General features: G+C 64.3%; 17 protein-coding genes. 10 read left to right on the top strand and 7 right to left on the bottom strand.

What is annotated here, in order from left to right; translation table 11 throughout:
* Positions 1 to 56: 56 nt before the first annotated feature.
* Both U3A55_RS09960 and U3A55_RS09955 read left to right on the top strand, forming a co-directional pair.
* Positions 57 to 1,079 carry an Mrp/NBP35 family ATP-binding protein gene (locus U3A55_RS09960; RefSeq protein WP_330991354.1) on the top strand — a complete coding sequence of 341 codons (1,023 nt, stop codon included), beginning with the start codon at positions 57 to 59 and terminating at the stop codon, positions 1,077 to 1,079.
* A gap of 2 nt (positions 1,080 to 1,081) precedes the next feature.
* Positions 1,082 to 1,288, top strand: a complete 207-nt coding sequence (locus U3A55_RS09955; RefSeq protein ID WP_330991353.1) for a hypothetical protein — start codon at positions 1,082 to 1,084, stop codon at positions 1,286 to 1,288.
* Here the strand turns inward: U3A55_RS09955 and U3A55_RS09950 are convergent.
* On the bottom strand, positions 1,285 to 2,154 hold the full coding sequence (locus U3A55_RS09950) for a hypothetical protein (RefSeq protein WP_330991352.1): 870 nt from the start codon (positions 2,152 to 2,154) through the stop codon (positions 1,285 to 1,287). The genes U3A55_RS09955 and U3A55_RS09950 overlap by 4 nt on opposite strands.
* Positions 2,155 to 2,203: 49 nt before the next feature.
* Positions 2,204 to 5,485, bottom strand: coding sequence for a PKD domain-containing protein (locus tag U3A55_RS09945; RefSeq protein ID WP_330991351.1), 3,282 nt, complete (start codon positions 5,483 to 5,485; stop codon positions 2,204 to 2,206).
* A gap of 225 nt (positions 5,486 to 5,710) precedes the next feature.
* Between U3A55_RS09945 and U3A55_RS09940 the strand changes: the two genes are divergently transcribed.
* From U3A55_RS09940 to lrpA1, 3 genes are read left to right on the top strand one after another with little or no spacing between them, the layout of a single operon-like run.
* The gene (locus tag U3A55_RS09940) at positions 5,711 to 7,603 is read left to right on the top strand and encodes a 2-oxoacid:acceptor oxidoreductase subunit alpha (RefSeq protein WP_330991350.1); all 1,893 of its coding nucleotides are present in this window, start codon (positions 5,711 to 5,713) and stop codon (positions 7,601 to 7,603) included.
* A gap of 2 nt (positions 7,604 to 7,605) precedes the next feature.
* On the top strand, positions 7,606 to 8,541 hold the full coding sequence (locus tag U3A55_RS09935) for a thiamine pyrophosphate-dependent enzyme (protein ID WP_145846838.1): 936 nt from the start codon (positions 7,606 to 7,608) through the stop codon (positions 8,539 to 8,541).
* A 48-nt stretch (positions 8,542 to 8,589) separates the two neighbouring features.
* Positions 8,590 to 9,018: an HTH-type transcriptional regulator LrpA1 gene (lrpA1, locus tag U3A55_RS09930; protein WP_330991349.1), complete on the top strand. Its 429-nt coding sequence runs from the start codon at positions 8,590 to 8,592 to the stop codon at positions 9,016 to 9,018.
* Here lrpA1 and U3A55_RS09925 read toward each other — a convergent pair.
* A complete protein-coding gene (locus U3A55_RS09925; RefSeq protein WP_330991348.1) occupies positions 9,011 to 10,156 on the bottom strand; it encodes a pyridoxal phosphate-dependent aminotransferase in 1,146 nt (381 codons plus the stop codon). The two genes, lrpA1 and U3A55_RS09925, sit on opposite strands and share 8 nt — an antisense overlap.
* Positions 10,157 to 10,256: 100 nt before the next feature.
* Here U3A55_RS09925 and U3A55_RS09920 point away from each other — a divergent pair, with 100 nt between their 5' ends.
* The 5 genes from U3A55_RS09920 (at position 10,257) to U3A55_RS09900 (ending at position 14,816) form a co-directional block, all read left to right on the top strand.
* The gene (locus U3A55_RS09920) at positions 10,257 to 10,736 is read left to right on the top strand and encodes an SRPBCC family protein (protein WP_330991347.1); all 480 of its coding nucleotides are present in this window, start codon (positions 10,257 to 10,259) and stop codon (positions 10,734 to 10,736) included.
* 31 nt (positions 10,737 to 10,767) lie between these two features.
* Positions 10,768 to 11,325: an FAD-dependent oxidoreductase gene (locus tag U3A55_RS09915; RefSeq protein WP_330991346.1), complete on the top strand. Its 558-nt coding sequence runs from the start codon at positions 10,768 to 10,770 to the stop codon at positions 11,323 to 11,325.
* A 75-nt stretch (positions 11,326 to 11,400) separates the two neighbouring features.
* Complete coding sequence (locus U3A55_RS09910; protein ID WP_330991480.1) at positions 11,401 to 12,279, top strand: DMT family transporter; 879 nt, start codon at positions 11,401 to 11,403, stop codon at positions 12,277 to 12,279.
* A gap of 147 nt (positions 12,280 to 12,426) precedes the next feature.
* A complete protein-coding gene (locus tag U3A55_RS09905; protein ID WP_330991345.1) occupies positions 12,427 to 14,385 on the top strand; it encodes a 3-hydroxyacyl-CoA dehydrogenase/enoyl-CoA hydratase family protein in 1,959 nt (652 codons plus the stop codon).
* Positions 14,382 to 14,816, top strand: coding sequence for a PaaI family thioesterase (locus tag U3A55_RS09900; protein WP_330991344.1), 435 nt, complete (start codon positions 14,382 to 14,384; stop codon positions 14,814 to 14,816). Before U3A55_RS09905 ends, U3A55_RS09900 begins: the two co-directional genes overlap by 4 nt.
* 171 nt (positions 14,817 to 14,987) lie before the next feature.
* On the opposite strand, the gene U3A55_RS09895 is transcribed toward U3A55_RS09900, so the two are convergent.
* From U3A55_RS09895 to U3A55_RS09880, 4 genes are all read right to left on the bottom strand, one after another.
* Positions 14,988 to 15,224: a DUF7120 family protein gene (locus U3A55_RS09895; protein ID WP_330991343.1), complete on the bottom strand. Its 237-nt coding sequence runs from the start codon at positions 15,222 to 15,224 to the stop codon at positions 14,988 to 14,990.
* A gap of 123 nt (positions 15,225 to 15,347) precedes the next feature.
* On the bottom strand, positions 15,348 to 15,860 hold the full coding sequence (locus tag U3A55_RS09890; protein ID WP_442978301.1) for a winged helix-turn-helix domain-containing protein: 513 nt from the start codon (positions 15,858 to 15,860) through the stop codon (positions 15,348 to 15,350).
* A 2-nt stretch (positions 15,861 to 15,862) separates the two neighbouring features.
* The gene (locus U3A55_RS09885; RefSeq protein WP_330991341.1) at positions 15,863 to 16,705 is read right to left on the bottom strand and encodes an alpha/beta fold hydrolase; all 843 of its coding nucleotides are present in this window, start codon (positions 16,703 to 16,705) and stop codon (positions 15,863 to 15,865) included.
* A complete protein-coding gene (locus U3A55_RS09880) occupies positions 16,705 to 17,850 on the bottom strand; it encodes an acyl-CoA dehydrogenase family protein (RefSeq protein WP_330991340.1) in 1,146 nt (381 codons plus the stop codon). The genes U3A55_RS09885 and U3A55_RS09880 overlap by 1 nt, the downstream gene beginning before the upstream one ends.
* Positions 17,851 to 17,954 lie beyond the last annotated feature (104 nt).

The raw sequence follows: 17,954 nt of genomic DNA, 5'->3' as shown, positions 1-17,954 counted from the left end.
CGGTTACGTCCGCCGGTACGCAATCCTTATCCACGCCACACCACCTACTCCGCGCCATGACTCCCGAGGACGTACGCGACATCCTCCGCACCGTCGAGGACCCCGACCTCGGCGGCGACATCGTCTCGCTCAACCTCGTCAACGACATCCAGGTGGACGGCGACACAGCCAGCGTCTCCCTCGCCCTCGGCGCCCCCTACGCCCCCAACGAAACCGGTATCGCGAACCGCGTCCGCGACGCGCTCCACGACGAAGGCCTCACCCCAGACATCTCCGCGCACACCGACACGGACAGCTCCGTCCTTCCCGGCGTGAAGAACGTCATCGCCATCGCCTCCGGGAAGGGCGGCGTCGGCAAGAGCACTGTTTCCGTCAACGTCGCCGCCGGCCTCGCCGACCGCGGCGCGCGCGTCGGCCTGTTCGACGCCGACATCTACGGCCCGAACGTCCCCCGGATGGTCGACGCCGACGACCACCCGAAAGCAACCCAGGAAGACACCATCGTCCCGCCCGAGAAGTACGGAATGAAACTCATGAGCATGGCGTTCATGGTCGGTGAGGACGACCCCGTTATCTGGCGCGGCCCGATGGTCCACAAGGTCATCACCCAGCTCGTCGAGGACGTTGAGTGGGGAGCCCTCGACTACCTCGTCGTCGACCTCCCACCGGGAACCGGCGACACCCAACTCACCATGCTCCAGACCGTCCCCCTCACCGGCGCCGTCGTCGTCACCACCCCACAGGACGTCGCCGTCGACGACGCCCGCAAGGGCCTCCGCATGTTCGGCAAACACGACACGCCCGTCCTCGGCATCGCCGAGAACATGAGCACGTTCACGTGCCCCGACTGCGGCAGCCAACACGACATCTTCGGACGCGGCGGCGGCGAGGAGTTCGCCGACGAGAACGACCTTCCCTTCCTCGGCTCCCTCCCGCTCGACCCCCGCGTCCGCGAGGGCGGTGACGGCGGCCGCCCAATCGTTCTCGACCAGGACAGCGAGACCGGTGACGCCTTCCGCGACCTCGCCGGAAACGTCGCCAACATGACCGGCATCCTCAACCGCCGGAGCCTCCAGTAACAATGCCCACTGACGACGAAAAACGGGACGTCCTTCGTGATGTCGCCAGCGACCTCCGCGACGAGAGCGACGAAGGAGAGAAAATCGCCGCACTCCTCCAGCGCGTCAGCGACCTCTACGACGAGGACGAGGACACCACGCCCCAAGAAATCTACCTCAACATGCGGAACATCCTCCAGGTCAGCGAACAGGGCGGCCTCGACCGCTAACGCCGCCACCACCACACGCCACCGAGCAACACCACACCAAGAACTCCCGCCCCGAGCAGCGGGATGTCTTCCGGAACGCCCTCACTCCCCGAACCGCCGTACGAATACCCGCCGTTCGGCCCGTCCAGACTGAACGGCTCGTACACCTCCTGTTCGTACTCCGTCTCCGACCCGGCCGCCCCACTGAACTCCACCTGCTCCAACGCACCCTCCGTCTCGTTCGGCTGCCCCATGAACAACCGAATTTCCCCTTGGACCTCCGAACCGATCGGCTCCAACAACTCCAACGTAACCGTCTCAGACGTTCCCGGCAAGGGGTTTGCCATACTCGACGTTGCAGCTGTTTCTTGCGTGTAACCTACGACATGTGATACGTATACGTTCTTGCTCGGGTTTTCGACGGTTACGTAGGCGACTGTCGATTCGTTTCCGCGTGCAGTCCCGGTATCGACTTCGATATCAGTGATTTTTGGGACTGGGACGTTTGCGGGGTTCAGGGTCGAATACGTTCTGTTGAACTCAAACTGGGCGCTTCCACCCGCGGTAACGAGGTGTATCGAGTGAACGTCTTGCTCGACACGTATTCCGTCGGTGATGTTGTACGCTTGGTGGCGTGATTCGTCTGGCTTAAGTGTGAACGTGCTTCGGCTGTACTCCCAGCCGTCGACGTCGAACGAATACGTGGTGTTCAGTGTTCGATCCGTAGGGTTCTCGATATCAACGCGTAGCTGTTTGGTGCTTTCGCCGAACGAAACTGTGTACTCAGCACCCATTAGCGAGTCGAACGTTTTCGTATCCACCTCCGTCGGCGTCGATGCGGCGTGAACGCCAGTCGTCAGAACCGCGACGACGAGAATCGCGAGCAAGCATTTTTTATCCATATACATTTGGTATTTTATATTATATTTGGGTATTTTACTCTACTGGTTCGTATCCGTCGACCGTTTTCGTCGTTGTATTCACGACTGTTTCCGCAGTGAACGTGCGTAGCTCTTCGTTCACGTACGGGATGCTGACCTCCTGACGAATCGTGAGTCGGGTCTTACTGACCGCCGATTCACTACGCGGGTCGTCGACCCATTCGGTTTGCGTGCCGGTTCGTTTTTGCATCGTCCACTCGATGATCGGTTCTGAGTCGCTGATTCGTCGCGTCGGGTCTGTGGCGAGCGATGCGGCGTCAAGGATGTTGCTCGTCGTGTCTACGTCGACCCACTCGTAGGTAGCTGGCGAGGTTTGAACCTGCCGTGTCGCCGTGTACGTCGTCACCCGTTCGGTGTACGTCCGGTCGTAGCCGTACCGGTATTCGGTTCCGTACTGGGCGTTCTGTACTTTCACCCGCGAGGTCCGTCCGGTAAACTCGTGATCCCAACTCCGCTTGAACAGCCCCCAGTACGTCTCAGTCTCTGTCGTCCAGTACGTGTACGAGACGGTCTCCTGGTACGGTTCGTGCACAGTCTTCCAGCGTGTCTCAGTGACAGTCGCCCAGTAACACCCGAAGAAGTCGTTACACCGCCGAACTTTCTCCGTGACTTCGTACGGGATGCGTCCCATCCGATACCGCGTCACGGTTTTTGTCCCGGTTCGCTGCACGCGACGGTCGTACTCGTATTGTCGATACGTCTTGTAGTCCGCGTCGTCGATGAGCACGCGCCGCGTCTCTCCCGTGAACCAGCCGTCTCCCGAACGGGAGTTCCGCCACTCGTACTCGGTCACTGTACGCTCCTCACTGGTCGTCGACGACGGCCCCTCGCGCCACGCGTCGTTCTCCGCGAGGAACACATTCAGATAGCCTCGATGTCGGAACGTCTCGTACCGAGTCTCGTACTGTGCGGGTTCAACAAGCCGGCGTTCCGCTATAGTATGCAACGTTCCGACCTGTTCTTTCCGCGTGATAGCGTACCCTGACCCAAGCAGTTCATTCTTTTTCTGCTCGCTCTGCACCACTTGCGTCGTGTACGTCGGACGCTCAACCAAGTACTCCGCGTCGATGACTGTCTCGTTCACTACTCCGGGTGTGCCGTGCGGAACTCTCGAAATACTCGGCAGAGTTTTTCGCACCACGTTCCAACTTCCTCCGTCCCTGTTGAACAGCTCGACCACCGGTTGTCCTCCCTCGAACGCCTCGACCGGAACCGAAACTGTTCCACTGAACTGAACGCCCGTCCCTCTTCGTGGCCCGCCGTACACCAATCCGTAGTCCTTCTTCCAAGAGACGACGTGACCGCTACCCGGTACACGAATACCAATGTCGAGATTCAACTCGTAGGTGTTCTTCGGAAGCATCGCTGCGATCGAAGACACACGGAACAGAACTGAGTCACCCAACCGATACGGGCCTGCAGAAACCTCGGTAATATTCTCTATGTCTGGAACATATCCATCCAAGAAATTGTATGTCTGCTCTGACCTACCACTGTTCCCGTCCCGGACGACTAATGTGGATCTCCCTAATGCTTTAGTTTTCGCCACCTCTGGTGAAAACTTCTCTACGGACACATCTCCTCTCCATTCGAATTCAAGTGGAGTATCGTCTGGGTCGAACGTTCTGCTGGCGTTGATAACTATACCCCGCTCATCGAAATTCCCGGTGACTCCTTCGCTATCGATGGTATATCGGATTACGGGATCGCTGGGATAGGCTTCGAACGATTGTTGTACGGGTTCTGGGATGAGTGTCCCGTGCCACGTGACAGTGTGGATGACTTGGCCGACTTGGGGTGTCTCGGCGGCCCAGTACGTGTGGACGGTGAGTACGTCTGTTCGTCGGTTGTACGCTCGGTCGCGTTCGTGGTTGTCTTTTGGGAGTTCGAAAACGCCGGTAACGGTGGGATTGCCTATGAGTTTTACATCGGCGGGTGTTGCGCCGTTGAGTGCGATTCTGGTGATGTGGTGGGCGGTGTATTTCTCGGGGTCGAGTCGGTGGTCGTATGCGGTTCTGTTGTCGCGTTCGACGAATTCGGCGGAGAGTATTTCGGGTGGGCGGGGGACCGAAATCGTTTTAGTTTCGATAGTGGTCTGGTTGCGGGTGTCGGTGGCGGTGACGGTGATAGTGTGGTTGCCGGGTTCGAGCGTGGGTTGGCGGTATGTGGTGCGGAGGGTCGTGTGGGTGTGTTTGATGTGGTCGAGGTCGGTGCGGGCGCGGTGGTGGACACGGGTGCCGTCGATGCTGATGGTGAGCGTGTCGAGGTTGTCGAATGCGTCAGTGGCGCGTGCGGTGATGGTGAGTCCGGGGCCGGTCTGGGTGTCGGGGATGGCGACTGTGGGTGCGGGGTCGGCGATAACGGTGCTGGTGTTGTCGGGGAAGCGGATGGTGGGGGTGGTGTCGACGGTGGCGGTGATGTCGTGGACGCCGGGCTGGAGCGTGAGTGTCGCGGCTCGGCCGAGGTGTCGGCGGGTATCGTCGACGCGTATGACCGGCGTCACGCTGTCGGGGGTGTCGATCACTCGATAGGTCCCGGTGAGGGGCTCGGCTCCGGTGAGGAGTCGCGGGCCGCGGAGACCGGGATTCACGTCGGGGGGCTGTTGGATTTCGGCGGGTGGGATGTCGGTTGTCGGGTCGGTGCGTTCGGTCGTCGTGTTGCTGTCAGTGAGGGCGCTGGTGTGTGTTCGCGCGGTCGCGTGGCGGTCGTCGGTGTCGGTGACGCGAACGCGGACGGTGTGGTCGCCGGTGCGGTTGAAGTAGTGAGTGAGCGTGTCGGTTGTTCCCGCCCCGTTGAGAACGGTTGTTCGGACGCGCGTCTCGTCGACGTACCACATTAGCGCCGCGAGGGGCGCGATGCCAGGTGAGGCAACTGCACGGTAGGTCGCGCCGTGTCCGGTTCGCGCGGCATCGGGGCCGTTGAGTGTGACTGTCGGCGGGTCGCCGGGGTTGACGGTGACGTAGAGTGTGTCGGTGGCGCTCGCGCCGTCGTCGTCGGTGATCCGGACAGTGACAGTGTAGGTTCCGGTGGCGTGTGGCGTGAACGAGGTGCGCGGACAGGTCGGACAATCCGGCGTGCGCGTCGTGTCGTTCGGACGGCGTATTGTCCACTCCGTTTTGGTGAGTTCGCCGTCGGGGTCGTGGGAGCCGGTGGCGTCGAGGTAGACCGGGGCGCCGCGGGTGACGGTCTGGTCGAGGCCGGCTTCCGGAAGCGGCGGTTCGTTCCCATCGGCGGTGACGGCCACCGGGAGAAGCACGAGGAGAATGAGGACAGCCACGATATATTTCCGCATTTATACACTGTTGTATTTACCCGATTGTATTTGAACGTTCGTTTTCTCTGAGGGGTGTGTCGGCGTAGTCGAATTCCTGCCTGGTCAGGGGGAGAGCGTTCGCAGGCCCGTTTTTCACGATTTTTCCCTGCCAATGGATAGCAAACGATTTAGTGAGTCCCGCCAAATTTTGCGATAAGGCCCAGACTGTAGGGGGGCCAGAAACCTACTATGACTGACAACGAACTCATCTGGCGAATCGCGGGCGGTTCCGGCGACGGAATCGACTCGACGAGCCAGAACTTCGCGAAGGCGCTGATGCGTTCGGGCCTCAACGTCTTCACGCACCGGCACTACCCGTCGCGCATCCGCGGCGGCCACACGTACGTCGAGATTCGCGCGGCGGACGAGAACGTCCGCTCACGGGGAGACGGTTACAACTTCCTCCTCTCGCTCGGCGACTCCTTCGCTCGGAACCCGAAGGAGGGCGCGTACTACGGCGAGGAAGAAGTGAAACCGCTCTCCGAGAACCTCGACGAACTCCGCGAGGGCGGCGTCATCGTTTACGACTCCGGCCTCCTCGACACCGACGACATCGAGAACTTCGACGAGCGCGTCGAGGAGAACAACTGGCACGTCTACGACCTGGACCTCCGCGGTCTCGCGAAGGAACACGGCCGCGAGATTATGCGGAACACCGCCGGCGTCGGCGCGACCGCCGCCATCATCGGCTTCGACCTCGACTACATCGAGGAACTGATGGCCGACGCGATGGGCGGCGACATCCTCGACGCCAACATCGAGGTGCTCCGCGACGCCTACGAGACCGTCCAGGAGGAGTACGACGTGGACGCCCACGACGTGTCCGTGCCCGAGGGCGAACACGAGGAAGAACAGGTGCTCGTCTCCGGCAGCCACGGCATCGCGTACGGCGCCCTCGACGAGGGCTGCCGGTTCATCTCCGGCTACCCGATGACGCCGTGGACGGACGTCTTCACTATCCTCACCCAGCTCATGCCCGACGTGGGCGGTATCAGCGAGCAGGTGGAGGACGAAATCGCCGCGGCGGCGCTCGCGGTCGGCGCGAGCCACGCGGGCGTGAAAGCGATGTCCGGCTCCTCCGGCGGCGGGTTCGCCCTCATGTCGGAGCCGCTCGGACTCGCGGAGATGACGGAGACGCCGCTCGTGCTCGTCGAATCGATGCGCGCCGGCCCCAGCACGGGAATGCCGACGAAGCCCGAGCAGGCCGACCTGGAGCACGTCCTCTACACGAGCCAGGGCGACAGTCACCGCGTGGTGTTCGCGCCCTCGGACCCCATCGAGTGCTACGAGCAGACGCGGAAAGCGTTCCAGGTCGCGTGGGAGTACCAGATTCCGGTGATGGTCATCTACGACCAGAAGCTCTCCGGCGAGTACCGGAACGTCCCCGCGTCGTTCTTTGACCAGGAAGCGAACCCAAGCCTGGGGTCGACGCTCACCGAGGACGAAATCGCGGAGGCCGCGCACGACGAGTTCGGGAAGTTCGAGCGGTTCCGCCACGACCCCGAGAACGGCGTGAGCCCGCGGTCGATTCCCGGCCAGAAGGGCGGGCACTTCCTCGCGACGGGGAACGAACACACCCCGGAGGGACACATCAGCGAGGACCCCGACAACCGCGTGAACCAGATGAACCGCCGGCTCCGCAAGATGCGGACCATCCGCGCGGACCTCGACGAGGACGCGCGTCAGGACACGTACGGCGACGAGTCCGCGGACTTCGGTCTCGTCTCCTGGGGCAGTCAGACGGGGACGGTCGAGGAGGCCGTCGACCGCCTGAACGACTCCGGGTATTCGGTGAAGGCTCTCTCCATCTCGGAGATGGCGCCGTTCCCCGAGCGCAAGGTCCGTGACTTCCTCGACAGCGTCGACGAGGCACTCGTCGTGGAGATGAGCACGACCGCGCAGTTCCGCGGCCACATCCAGAAGGAGACCGGGAGCTACGGCGGGATGCTCTCCAGCCTCCTCAAGTACAACGGGAACCCGTTCGAACCCGGGGAGATCGTGGAAGCGGCCGAAATAGAGATCGAGGACCGACTCGACGAACCATCCAGTCAGACGCGGCTCGAACCCGCGGCAGGTGACTAACAATGAGTGCATTCAGCGCAATCGGTAACGACCGCGAGGTCGACCAGAACGAATTCACGCCCGGTATCGAACCGCAGCCGACCTGGTGTCCGGGCTGTGGGGACTTCGGCGTCCTCAAAGCCCTCAAGGGCGCGATGGCGGAACTCGGGAAGGACCCCGAGGAAGTCCTGCTCTGCACCGGCATCGGTTGCTCGGGCAAACTGAACAGCTACTTCGACAGTTACGGCTTCCACACGATTCACGGTCGCTCGCTCCCGGTCGCGCGCGCGGCGAAGCTCGCGAACTCCGACCTCGAAGTCGTCGCCGCCGGTGGCGACGGTGACGGGTACGGTATCGGCGGGAACCACTTCATGCACACCGCCCGGGAGAACCACGACATGACCTACATCGTGTTCAACAACGAGGTCTTCGGGCTGACGAAGGGCCAGACGTCCCCCACGTCCCCGCAGGGCCACAAGTCGAAGACCCAGCCGGAGGGGAACGCGAAAGCCCCGATTCGCCCGCTCTCCCTCGGTCTCACGTCGGGCGCGTCATACGTGGCGCGCACGGCCGCCGTGAACCCGAACCAGGCGAAGGAGATTCTCGTCGAGGCGATGGAGCACGACGGCTTCAGTCACGTCGACTTCCTCACCCAGTGTCCGACGTGGAACAAGGACGCGAAGCAGTACGTCCCCTACGTGGACATCCAGGACTCCGACGACTACGACTTCGACGTGTCCGACCGCCGCGAGGCCCAGGAGATGATGCACGAGACCGAGGACGCTCTCTACGAGGGTACCGTGCTCACGGGCCGCTACTACGTGGAGGAGGGCCGTCGGTCCTACCAGCAGGAGAAGCGCCACCGCGGCTCGATGCCTGAGCAGCCGCTCGCGGAGCGCTACTTCGACGACGACGCCGAGTGGGAGCGGTCGTTCGACTACATCGACCGCCACAAGTAGCGTTTACTCCTTCGGAAGATATTTTTTCACGGACGCCAAAGAGAGGGTGTGAGTAGTGAATCGACCGAGGACCGCATCCTGTCGGCGCTCGAAGCGGACGCGCAAGCCTCGTACGCTGATATCGCCGAGGACGCTGGTGTCTCGAAGCCGACGGTCCGGAAGTACATCAACAAACTCGAAGACGAGGGCGTTATCGTCGGGTATTCGGCCGACGTGGACCCGAAGAAGCTCTCGGGACAGAGCATCGCGATGGTCGGTATCGACGTCGCGAGTGAACAGTACGTCGAGGCGACGCGCGCGTTGAAAGAGATGGAGAGCGTGCACGCGCTCTACACGTCCAGCGGCGACCATATGCTGATGGCGGAAGTGCGCGCGGCGGACGGCGACGAACTCGGCGCGGTCATCTCCGACGAGATTCTGGAAATCGACGGCGTCACCGCCGCTCATCCCTCATTCCTCCAGGAACGTCTCAAATAGCGGTCTGCGTCAGGAGGTCGTCCAGTCGGGAGACGGCTTCTTCGAGGTCGCTCGTGCTCGTCGCGTAGGACGCACGGAGCGTGTCCGCCGCGCCGTCGCCGAAGTCCGGCCCCGGCGTCATTGCGACACCGGCCTCTTCCAGAAACACGTCCGCAATCTCGAACGCGTCACCGGGCAGGTGGCTCACGTCGAGCAGGAGGTAGTACGCGCCGCCCGGCGTGTAATCCATCGAGAGACCGAGGTCGACGGCGGCGTCCACGAGGAAGTCGCGGCGTTCCCGATACGTCTCCTTGATGCCGTCGAGCCAGTCGTCTCCCATGCGGAGCGCGGCCTCCGCGCCGTCCTGGACGTGGTTCGGCGCGCAGATGACGATGTTCTGCGCGAGCCGATTGAGCGTCTCCACCAGGTCGGGCGGCGCGACCATCCAGCCGAGCCGCCAGCCCGTCATCCCGTAGCGCTTCGACACGCCGTCCAGCACGATTGCGTCGTCCGTGTATTCGAGGACCGTGTGTTCGTCGGCGTCGTACGTGAGGCCGTGGTAGACCTCGTCGGAGACGAGTCGCGTGTCGGTGCGGCGCGCGCGCTCGGCGATCGCGTCCAGGCTGTCGCCGCTCATCACGGCGCCGGTGGGGTTGCTCGGCGAGTTCACGAGCGCCGCCGCGGTGTCTCGGGTGATGGCGGACCGGAACGCGTCCACGTCGGGCGCGAACCCCGCGTCGGGGTCGAGCGAAACGGTCGAGATGGTGCCGCCGGCCTGCCGGACGAAGTTCGGGTAGCACGCGTAATAGGGGTCGGTGAGAACGACCTCCTCGCCGGGGTCCACGACCGTGAGCATCGAGAGGAGGAGCGCGGGCGACGACCCGGGCGTGACGATGATTCGCTCGGCGGGCACGTCGACGCCGTACCGGCGGTCGTAGTGGTCGCTGATCGCGTCCCGCAGGCTCTGTTTTCCGCGGCTCGACGTGTACTCGGTCGGGCCGTCCCGGAGCGCCGCCGCCGCTGCCTCGACTGCCGCCGCAGGAGGTTCGAAGTCGGGTTCGCCCACCTCCATGTGGACGACATCCTCCAGTTCGCTGGCACGTTCGAGGACGGACATCGCTGTGAACGGTGTCGTGCGGGTCGCACGCTCCGAAGGCATACGTTCCGAACGTTCCTGCGGGTACATAAGCGTGCTTCCTGTCGCTGTCACGTGACACGGCCGCCGGGAGTGTTTAGGGCATCGCCTCCGTCTCCATCGTATGGCGACCTACGAGCGCGAGGTGCGCGTTGACGCGCCGCTCGACGACGTATGGGCGTTCCATTCTCGCGTCGCGGGCCTCGAAGAACTGACGCCCGCGTGGGCCGGCCTCCGCGTCGAGTCCGTCGTCGGCCCGGACGGCGCGCCCGACCCGGACGTCCTCGATTCCGGCTCCCGTATCCGAATGTCCGTCGGCCCGCCGTTCCTCCCTGGCCCACGACAATCCTGGACGTCCGTCATCGCCGAGCGCGAGGAGCGCGACGGGTTCGCGTACTTCGTGGACGAGATGGAGGGCGGCCCCTTCGAATCGTGGCGGCACACCCATCTGTTCTACGCGGAGTCCGACGACCGAACGCTGATTCGGGACCGCGTCCGGTACGAACTCCCGTTCGGCGCGCCCGCCGTGCTCGGCCGCCCCGGCCTCGACGCGATGTTCCGCGCGCGTCACCACCGAACCCGCGAACGTTTCTCCGGCCTGTAGCTTTATCCGGTTCGCGACCGGATTCTAAGACATGTCTGACGTACTCGTCGTCGGCGGTGGCGCGGCAGGACTGAGCGCGGGACTGTTCACCGCGAAGAACGACCTCGACACCACGGTCTTCGACACGGACGGAACGTGGCTCCACAAGGCCCACCTGTTCAACTACCTCGGCATCCGGTCCATCGACGGGAGCGTCTTCCACGAGCGCGCGCGCAAGCACGCGAGCGACGACCACGGCGCGGAACTCCACGACGACGAGGAGGTCGAGTCCGTCACGAAGACCGAGGACGGCCGCTTCCACGTCGTGACCGGCGAGGGCGAGTACGAGTCGGACTACCTCGTGCTCGCGACGGGCGCGAACCGCGACCTCGCGGAGGAACTCGGCGCGGACTTCGACGGCGACGTGGTGGATGTGGGCGTCGACATGGAGACGAGCGTGGAGAACGCGTACGCGACCGGCGCGATGGTTCGCGACCAGGAGTGGCAGGCCGTCATCTCCGCGGGCGACGGCGCCGCCGCGGCGCTCGACATTCTCTCGAAGGAGGAGGGCGAGCACTTCCACGACTTCGACACGCCCGCCAACGTCTAGAAACGCACTTCTTTCGCGACCCGTGAGTCCCCCGTAGTGAGTGGCTTCGACCGACTGGCGGCGCGCACCGACCCGATGGCGGCGCTCGCCGTCGCGGTCGCCGCCGTCTCGACGAGCGCGATTCTCGTGGAGGCGTCGAGCGCACCGAGCCTCGTGAAGGCGTTCTACCGCGTGCTCTTCACCACCGCTTGCATCCTCCCGTTCGCGCGCGGCCACGGCGATGCAATCCGGTCGTTCGACCGCGCAGACCTCGCGGTCGCGGTCGTCTCCGGGGTGGCGCTCGCGCTGCACTTCGCGGCGTGGTTCGAGAGCCTGAACTGGACGAGCGTCGCCGCGTCGGTCACGCTCGTGCAGACCCAGCCGCTGTTCGTCGCGCTCGGCGCGGCCGTCCTGCTCGGCGAGCGCCTGACGCGGCGGATGCTCGCCGGCATCCTCGTCGCCGTCGCCGGCGCGGCGGTGATGGCGCTCGGCGAACCCGCCCTCGGCGGCGCGAGCGTTCTCTCTACGTTTCTCGGGTCGGGCGCGCTCTACGGAGACCTGCTCGCCGTCGCGGGCGCGCTCGCCGCGTCCGTCTACGTGCTCGCGGGCCGGTCGCTCCGCCAGCGCGTCGCGCTCGTCCCCTACACGCTCGTCGTCTACTCCGTCTGCACGCTCACCCTCCTCGGGTTCGTGCTCGCCGCCGGCCACCCCCTGCTCTCGTATCCCGCTCCGGAATGGGCGTTGTTCGCGGCGATGGCTCTCGGCCCCGGTCTGTTCGGGCACACGGTCGTGAACTGGGCGCTCGAACACGTCGAGTCCAGCGTCGTCTCCGTCAGCCTCCTCGGCGAACCACTGGGAAGCACGCTGCTGGCGCTCCTCGTGTTCGCTGAAGTCCCGGGCGCGGCCACGATAGTCGGCGGCGCCGTGGTGCTCGCCGGTATCACCGCGACCGCGCGAGCACGACAGAGCGCATAACTCGCGTCCGCACCGATCCGCCCGACTATTACCGAAAATTCTGGATACTCCACGAGAACCTAGTTTCGTACAGTTCAACGTTCCGTGCGTTTACAGCGATAACGTTCTGTCGGTGGTTTAATGGGCGAGCGCGTCGACCCACCGAGTATGGACGTAGACGACATCGAAACGGTCACAGTCATCGGTTCCGGGAACATGGGTCACGGCATCACGGAGGTCGTGGCGATGGCCGGCTACGACGTCACGATGCGGGACATCGAGGAGGACATCGTACAGGACGGCTACGAGTCCATCGAGTGGAGTCTCGACAAACTCGACGAGAACGACCGCCTCGACGAATCCCCCGAAACCATTCTCGACCGCATTAGCACCGCGGTCGACCTCGAAACCGCCGTCGCGGACGCGGACATCGTCATCGAGGCCGTCCCCGAGCAGATGGACCTCAAGAAGGACGTGTTCGGCGACCTCGACGACTACGCCGAGGACGGCGCGATTCTGGCGTCCAACACGTCCAGCCTCTCCATCACCGAAATCGCGTCCGCGACCGACCGCCCCGAGGACGTCGTCGGCATGCACTTCTTCAACCCGCCCGTGAAGATGGACCTCGTCGAGGTCATCTACGGCGCGGAGACCGCGGACGACACCGCGCAGGCGACCTACGACTTCGTCGAAGCCGTCGACAAGACGCCTATCTTCGTGCGCAAGGACGTGAACGGCTTCGTCGTGAACAGCGTGCTCGGGCCGTTCGGCGAGGAGGCCGCGTGGATGGCCTCGGAGGACCTCGCGACCGTCGAGGAGATCGACGCCGCGATGGTCTACGGGCGCGGCTACCCGATGGGGCCGTTCGAACTCGGCGACCTCACGGGCATCGACGTGGGCTACCACGTCCGCAAGGAAGCCGGGAAGGAGATTCCGCCCCTGATGGAGTCCAAGGTCGAAGCCGAGGAACTCGGCCGGAAGACCGGCGAGGGCTACTACCAGTACGACGACGGCGAGGGCGTCACGTACGAGCAGGGCCAGGGCGAGGACGTGGACACGCTCCGCATCGAGGCCCGGATGGTGAACGAGGCCGCGAAGCTCATCGGGAACGACGTGGCGACCCCGGACGCCATCGACACCGGGATGAAACTCGGCGCGGGCTTCCCCGAGGGGATCTGCGTGCGCGGCGACAAACTCGGCCTCGATACGGTGCTCGCGAAACTCGAAGACCTCCACGAGGAGTACGGCGCAGAGCGCTACGAGCCCGCGGACTACCTCATCGAACTCGTCGAGGACGGGAAGACCGGTAAAGAAGCCGGTGAGGGGTTCTACGAGTACAACACGGGCAGCGGCCCCGGCGACTACAACACCATCAACTGGGAGCTCACGGACGACGGACTCCTCGACGTCGAACTCGACCGCCCGGAGCGCATGAACGCGCTCAGCAACGACCTGATGGACGCCGTCGTCGACCTCCTCGAATCCGTCGACACCGAGGACGTTCGCGCGGTGTCCTTCAAGGGCGCGGGCGACCGCGCGTTCAGCGCCGGCGCCGACGTGACCGGGTTCGCGGACATCGAACCCGCGAAGCGCGCCGAACCCACCGAGGTCTTCCAGGTCGTCGACGAGTTCCCGCGGCCGACCATCGCGAAAATCGACGGCTACTGCCTCGGCGGCGGGTTCGAACTCGCGCTCGCCTGCGACCTCCGCGTCGCCACCGAGGACTCGACGTTCGGCTTCCCCGAGATCAACCTCGGTCTCCTGCCGGGCGGTGGCGGCACGCAGCGCGCGCTCCGCATGATCGGGGAGGCGCGCGCGAAGGAACTCGTCTTCCGCGGCGAACACATCGACGCCGAACGCGCCGAGAACTGGGGACTCATCAACCGCGCCGTCCCCGCCGACGAGTACGAGGACACGTGCGCGGACTTCCTCGACGACCTCGTCTCCGGGCCGCCGCTCGCGCTCCAGCACGCCAAACGCGTGATGAACGAGGGCGCGGACGAGGACCTCGACGCAGGCCTCCAGATGGAGAGTCAGGCGTTCGCGCTCCTCCTCACCACGGAGGACGCCCGCGAGGGAACGGCGGCGTTCCAGGAGGACCGCGAACCCGAGTTCACGGGCGAATGAAGACCGCGTCCGGTCTCGGGTTCGACGAGTTCGTCGGCAGCCACGGCTACCTCTCGTGGCTCGGCGTCGAGTTCGACGAGGTCGCGGAGGGTCGCGTCGTCATGCGCGTCCCCTACGACGAGAAACTCCTGAACCCCGAAACTGAGGACTCCGGCGGGTCGGTCCACGGCGGTATCGCGGCGACGCTCGTGGACACGTCAAGCGCGTTCGCGCTCCGCACGACCTTCGACGACCCGAGCGACGTGTCGCTCAGCACCACCGACCTCGACGTGAAGTACCTCCGTCCCGCCACCAGCGACCTCGTCGCGGAAGCCGAAGTCGTCCGTGCGGGCGGCTCGATGGGCGTCACCGACGTCACGGTCAAAAGCGAGTACGAGGGCGAGCTGGTGGACGTGGCCGTCGGCGCGACCTCCTACCGGCTCTTCCGGTGAGGCCCGTCTGACGGCCGTGTGACGGTGGGTTTTTGCCCGTACTCGCCCTCGACGTAGGTGTCTCGTGCGGGCGACGGCTTCCGATTCGGGGAGTCCCACGCTGCCCGCACGGGACGCGGGACGGGCGTGCTCCATGGGTATGGGGTGAGCGCGCCCGCGACCCGCGACGCGCTAGAACTCGTAGTCGTCTTCCTCGCCGCCGAGCGACCGCTCGCTCGTCTCCAGCATCTCCTCGCCGAACATCTCTTCTTCCTCGCGAGACCCCTCTATCTCGGGCTTGTACACTTGGAGGCCGTGCGTGAGGATTTCCTCCGCGGCTTCCTGACGGCTCACGAACTCGCCCTCCTCGACGAGACGGTCCAGTTCGACCTCGACGTTGTCCGGAATATCGACTTCCACGCGTGGCATACACGCGGCTTCCACCTCCACGAATAAAGGCGGTGGGGTCGAGACGCCGCATCGACGACCCCAGAAAACAGGCCTTCCGCGCGGCCTCACCGCTCGCATGTTCGGTCAGCCCTACGGGCTGACCTACTCCTCCTGGGGGAGCGCGTCGAACAGTTCGGGATTCGTACCGAAGTGAAGGACGTTCGTCACGACGGAGTTCCGGATGTTCGAGACGACTGCGCCGTGGTCCTTGTAGAAGTCGTGAATCCACCGGGATTCCGCCTGCCGAGTGGGGAACATCATCACGGACTTCCACTGGTACTCGCCGTCGGAGAGGAAGTAGAAGAGCGTGTTCTCGTGGTCGCGGATGTACTCCATGGCGTCCCGCCAGCCCTCCGCGAAGTGCTCTGGGTTGAACTTGAACTCCATGAGCGCGAAGATGAAGTACGCCTCGTTCGGGATGATGGCCTCCCGGAACACGCCCGCGTCACGCATCTTCCGAATGGATTCGGAGACGGTGACGTGCGAGACGTCGATGTCGTACTCTTGGTCGAGGATGTCGGTGAGGTCGCGCGAACTCACCTGCGGGTTCTTCGCGAGTTCCTTCAGGATGACTACGTCGCGTTCTTTGAACTCCCAGTCCGGCGCTCGTTCCATGCTCATAGGAACGCGCGTAGTTCCGCCGTATATGCCTTCGGTCTGTCCTCCATCACCCAGTGGTAGGCGTCGTCCAGCGTCACGACCTCGCTCTCGCCGGACACGTCCCCGGCGAGGCGTTCCGCGTACGACACGGGTTGGAGGATGTCGTCGCCGCCCCACAGACAGAGCGTGTCCGCCGTGATATCGCTGTAGTCGAGTTCCGTGGTGTGGTTCGTGTTCGTCGCGACCGCACACCGCGCGAGCGACTGCCGGCCGTCCTCGTTCATCCACGGCGCTTTCATGCCCTCGATGAACTCGGCGTGCTCGGATTCGTCGCCGTGCACGCCGCCCGCGAACGCGAAGTCGAGGTTCTCCTCCAGTTCGTCGAACGGCAGTTCCGCGGTCTTCGGGAGGCCGAGGTCGTTAATGAACTCGACCGGCCACGAGTCGTAACACACCGCGTTCGACACGACGAATTTCGACACCGCGCCGGGGTGATGGGCGGCGTACCGGCTGGCGACGCCGCCGCCGATGTCGTGACTGACGAGGTTCAGCGGCGTCCTGATGTCGAGTTCGTCGACGAGTCCCTCGATTACCTGTTCCTGTGCGCGAATCGAGCGGTCGAACCCATCCGTCTGCTCGCTCGACCCGTAGCCCGCGAGGTCGGGGACGATGACGCGGTAGTCGTCGGTGAATTCGGGCGCTATCTCCCGCCAGAGGAACCCCCAGGTCGGGATGCCGTGCACGAACACCAGCGGCTCGCCGTCCGCGGGACCGTCCTCGTAGTACGCGACCTCGACACTGTGGCCGTCGACGTCGACTGTGACCGTGTCCTGTCGCGCGCGGTACTCCTCGTGGTTCATCAGAGTATCTGGCCGGCGATGATGTTCTTCTGAATCTCCGAGGTGCCCTCGTAGATTTTCGTGATGCGGGCGTCCCGGTAGTAGCGTTCGACGGGATGGTCGGTGACGAACCCGGCGCCGCCGTGCACCTGAATCGCGTCGTCCGCGACATCCACGGCGTTCTCGGACGCGGTGAGCTTCGCCATCGACGCGAACCGCGTCGCCTCCTGGTCGTCGCCGTTATCGACCGCGGCCGCGGCCCGATACGTGAGCGAGCGCGCGGCCTCCGTGTTCGCCGCCATCTCGGCAATCATGTGACTGACGGCCTGGTAGTCCTTGATGAGCTGTCCGCCCTGCTCGCGCTCGTTCGAGTACGCCTTCGCCTCGTCGATAGCGGCCTGCGCGACACCAACGGCCTGGGACGCGACGCTCGTCCGACCGGACGCGAAGAAGTCCATCAGCTGGTAGAAGCCCTTGTTCACCTCGCCGATGACGTTCTCCTCGGGGACGCGCACGTCGTTCAACTGGACTTCCGCGAGGTCGCTCGCGCGAATCCCGAGCTTGTTGTCGATTTTCGTCGTCTCGAAGCCGTCCGTGTCGGTGGGAACGAGGAACGCCGTGATGCCCTTGCGCTGGGGTTCGACCTCGGTGTCCGTCTTCGTCATCACGACGCCGACGTCCGCAACGGTGCCGTTCGTGATCCACATCTTGTTCCCGTTGATGACGTACTCGTCGCCGTCCTTCTCCGCGACCGTCTCGATACCGGCGACGTTCGACCCGTGCGCGGGTTCGCTGATGCAGGAACAGCACGCGGACTCGCCGTTCGCGATCTTCGGCAGCCACTCCTCCTTCATCCACTCGTCGCCGTACTTCCGAATCATGTTCGACCCGAACCCACGGCTCCCGATGGCGCTCCCGATACCGGGGTCGGCGCGCCAGAGTTCTTCGGTGACGATGATGCTGGACAGCGTGTCCATCCCCGCGCCGCCGTACTCGACGGGAATCCCGGGCGCGACGAAGTCGAACTCCGCCGCCTTCTCCACGAGGTCGTACGGATACGACTTGTTTTCGTCGTGCTCGCGCGCGACCGGCTCTATCTCGTTCTCGCCGAACTCGCGAACCGCCTCTCGAATCGCCCGATGCTCGTCTGAGAGCTGGAAACTCATACGCGATAATTAGACTCTACCGTTTAATAAGTTTGCAAAAAATCTACCTTCGTTAACCGACCGGCGCCTTCACCAGTCGCTCACGCACACACACCACCGCGCAC

The sequence above is a fragment of the Salarchaeum sp. III genome, assembly GCF_036418315.1.
Classification (GTDB): Archaea; Halobacteriota; Halobacteria; order Halobacteriales; family Halobacteriaceae; genus Salarchaeum.
Note: the sequence above shows the minus strand (reverse complement) of the source record. Positions and strands in the feature narration are given on the sequence as shown.

Coding starts and splice junctions, on each gene's coding strand:
- U3A55_RS09960 (WP_330991354.1), top strand. CDS start 57: ATGACTCCCGAGGACGTACGCGACATCCTCCGCACCGTCGAGGACCCC.
- U3A55_RS09955 (WP_330991353.1), top strand. CDS start 1,082: ATGCCCACTGACGACGAAAAACGGGACGTCCTTCGTGATGTCGCCAGC.
- U3A55_RS09940 (WP_330991350.1), top strand. CDS start 5,711: ATGACTGACAACGAACTCATCTGGCGAATCGCGGGCGGTTCCGGCGAC.
- U3A55_RS09935 (WP_145846838.1), top strand. CDS start 7,606: ATGAGTGCATTCAGCGCAATCGGTAACGACCGCGAGGTCGACCAGAAC.
- U3A55_RS09925 (WP_330991348.1), bottom strand. CDS start 10,156: ATGCCTTCGGAGCGTGCGACCCGCACGACACCGTTCACAGCGATGTCC.
- U3A55_RS09920 (WP_330991347.1), top strand. CDS start 10,257: ATGGCGACCTACGAGCGCGAGGTGCGCGTTGACGCGCCGCTCGACGAC.
- U3A55_RS09915 (WP_330991346.1), top strand. CDS start 10,768: ATGTCTGACGTACTCGTCGTCGGCGGTGGCGCGGCAGGACTGAGCGCG.
- U3A55_RS09910 (WP_330991480.1), top strand. CDS start 11,401: ATGGCGGCGCTCGCCGTCGCGGTCGCCGCCGTCTCGACGAGCGCGATT.
- U3A55_RS09905 (WP_330991345.1), top strand. CDS start 12,427: ATGGACGTAGACGACATCGAAACGGTCACAGTCATCGGTTCCGGGAAC.
- U3A55_RS09900 (WP_330991344.1), top strand. CDS start 14,382: ATGAAGACCGCGTCCGGTCTCGGGTTCGACGAGTTCGTCGGCAGCCAC.
- U3A55_RS09895 (WP_330991343.1), bottom strand. CDS start 15,224: ATGCCACGCGTGGAAGTCGATATTCCGGACAACGTCGAGGTCGAACTG.
- U3A55_RS09890 (WP_442978301.1), bottom strand. CDS start 15,860: ATGGAACGAGCGCCGGACTGGGAGTTCAAAGAACGCGACGTAGTCATC.
- U3A55_RS09885 (WP_330991341.1), bottom strand. CDS start 16,705: ATGAACCACGAGGAGTACCGCGCGCGACAGGACACGGTCACAGTCGAC.
- U3A55_RS09880 (WP_330991340.1), bottom strand. CDS start 17,850: ATGAGTTTCCAGCTCTCAGACGAGCATCGGGCGATTCGAGAGGCGGTT.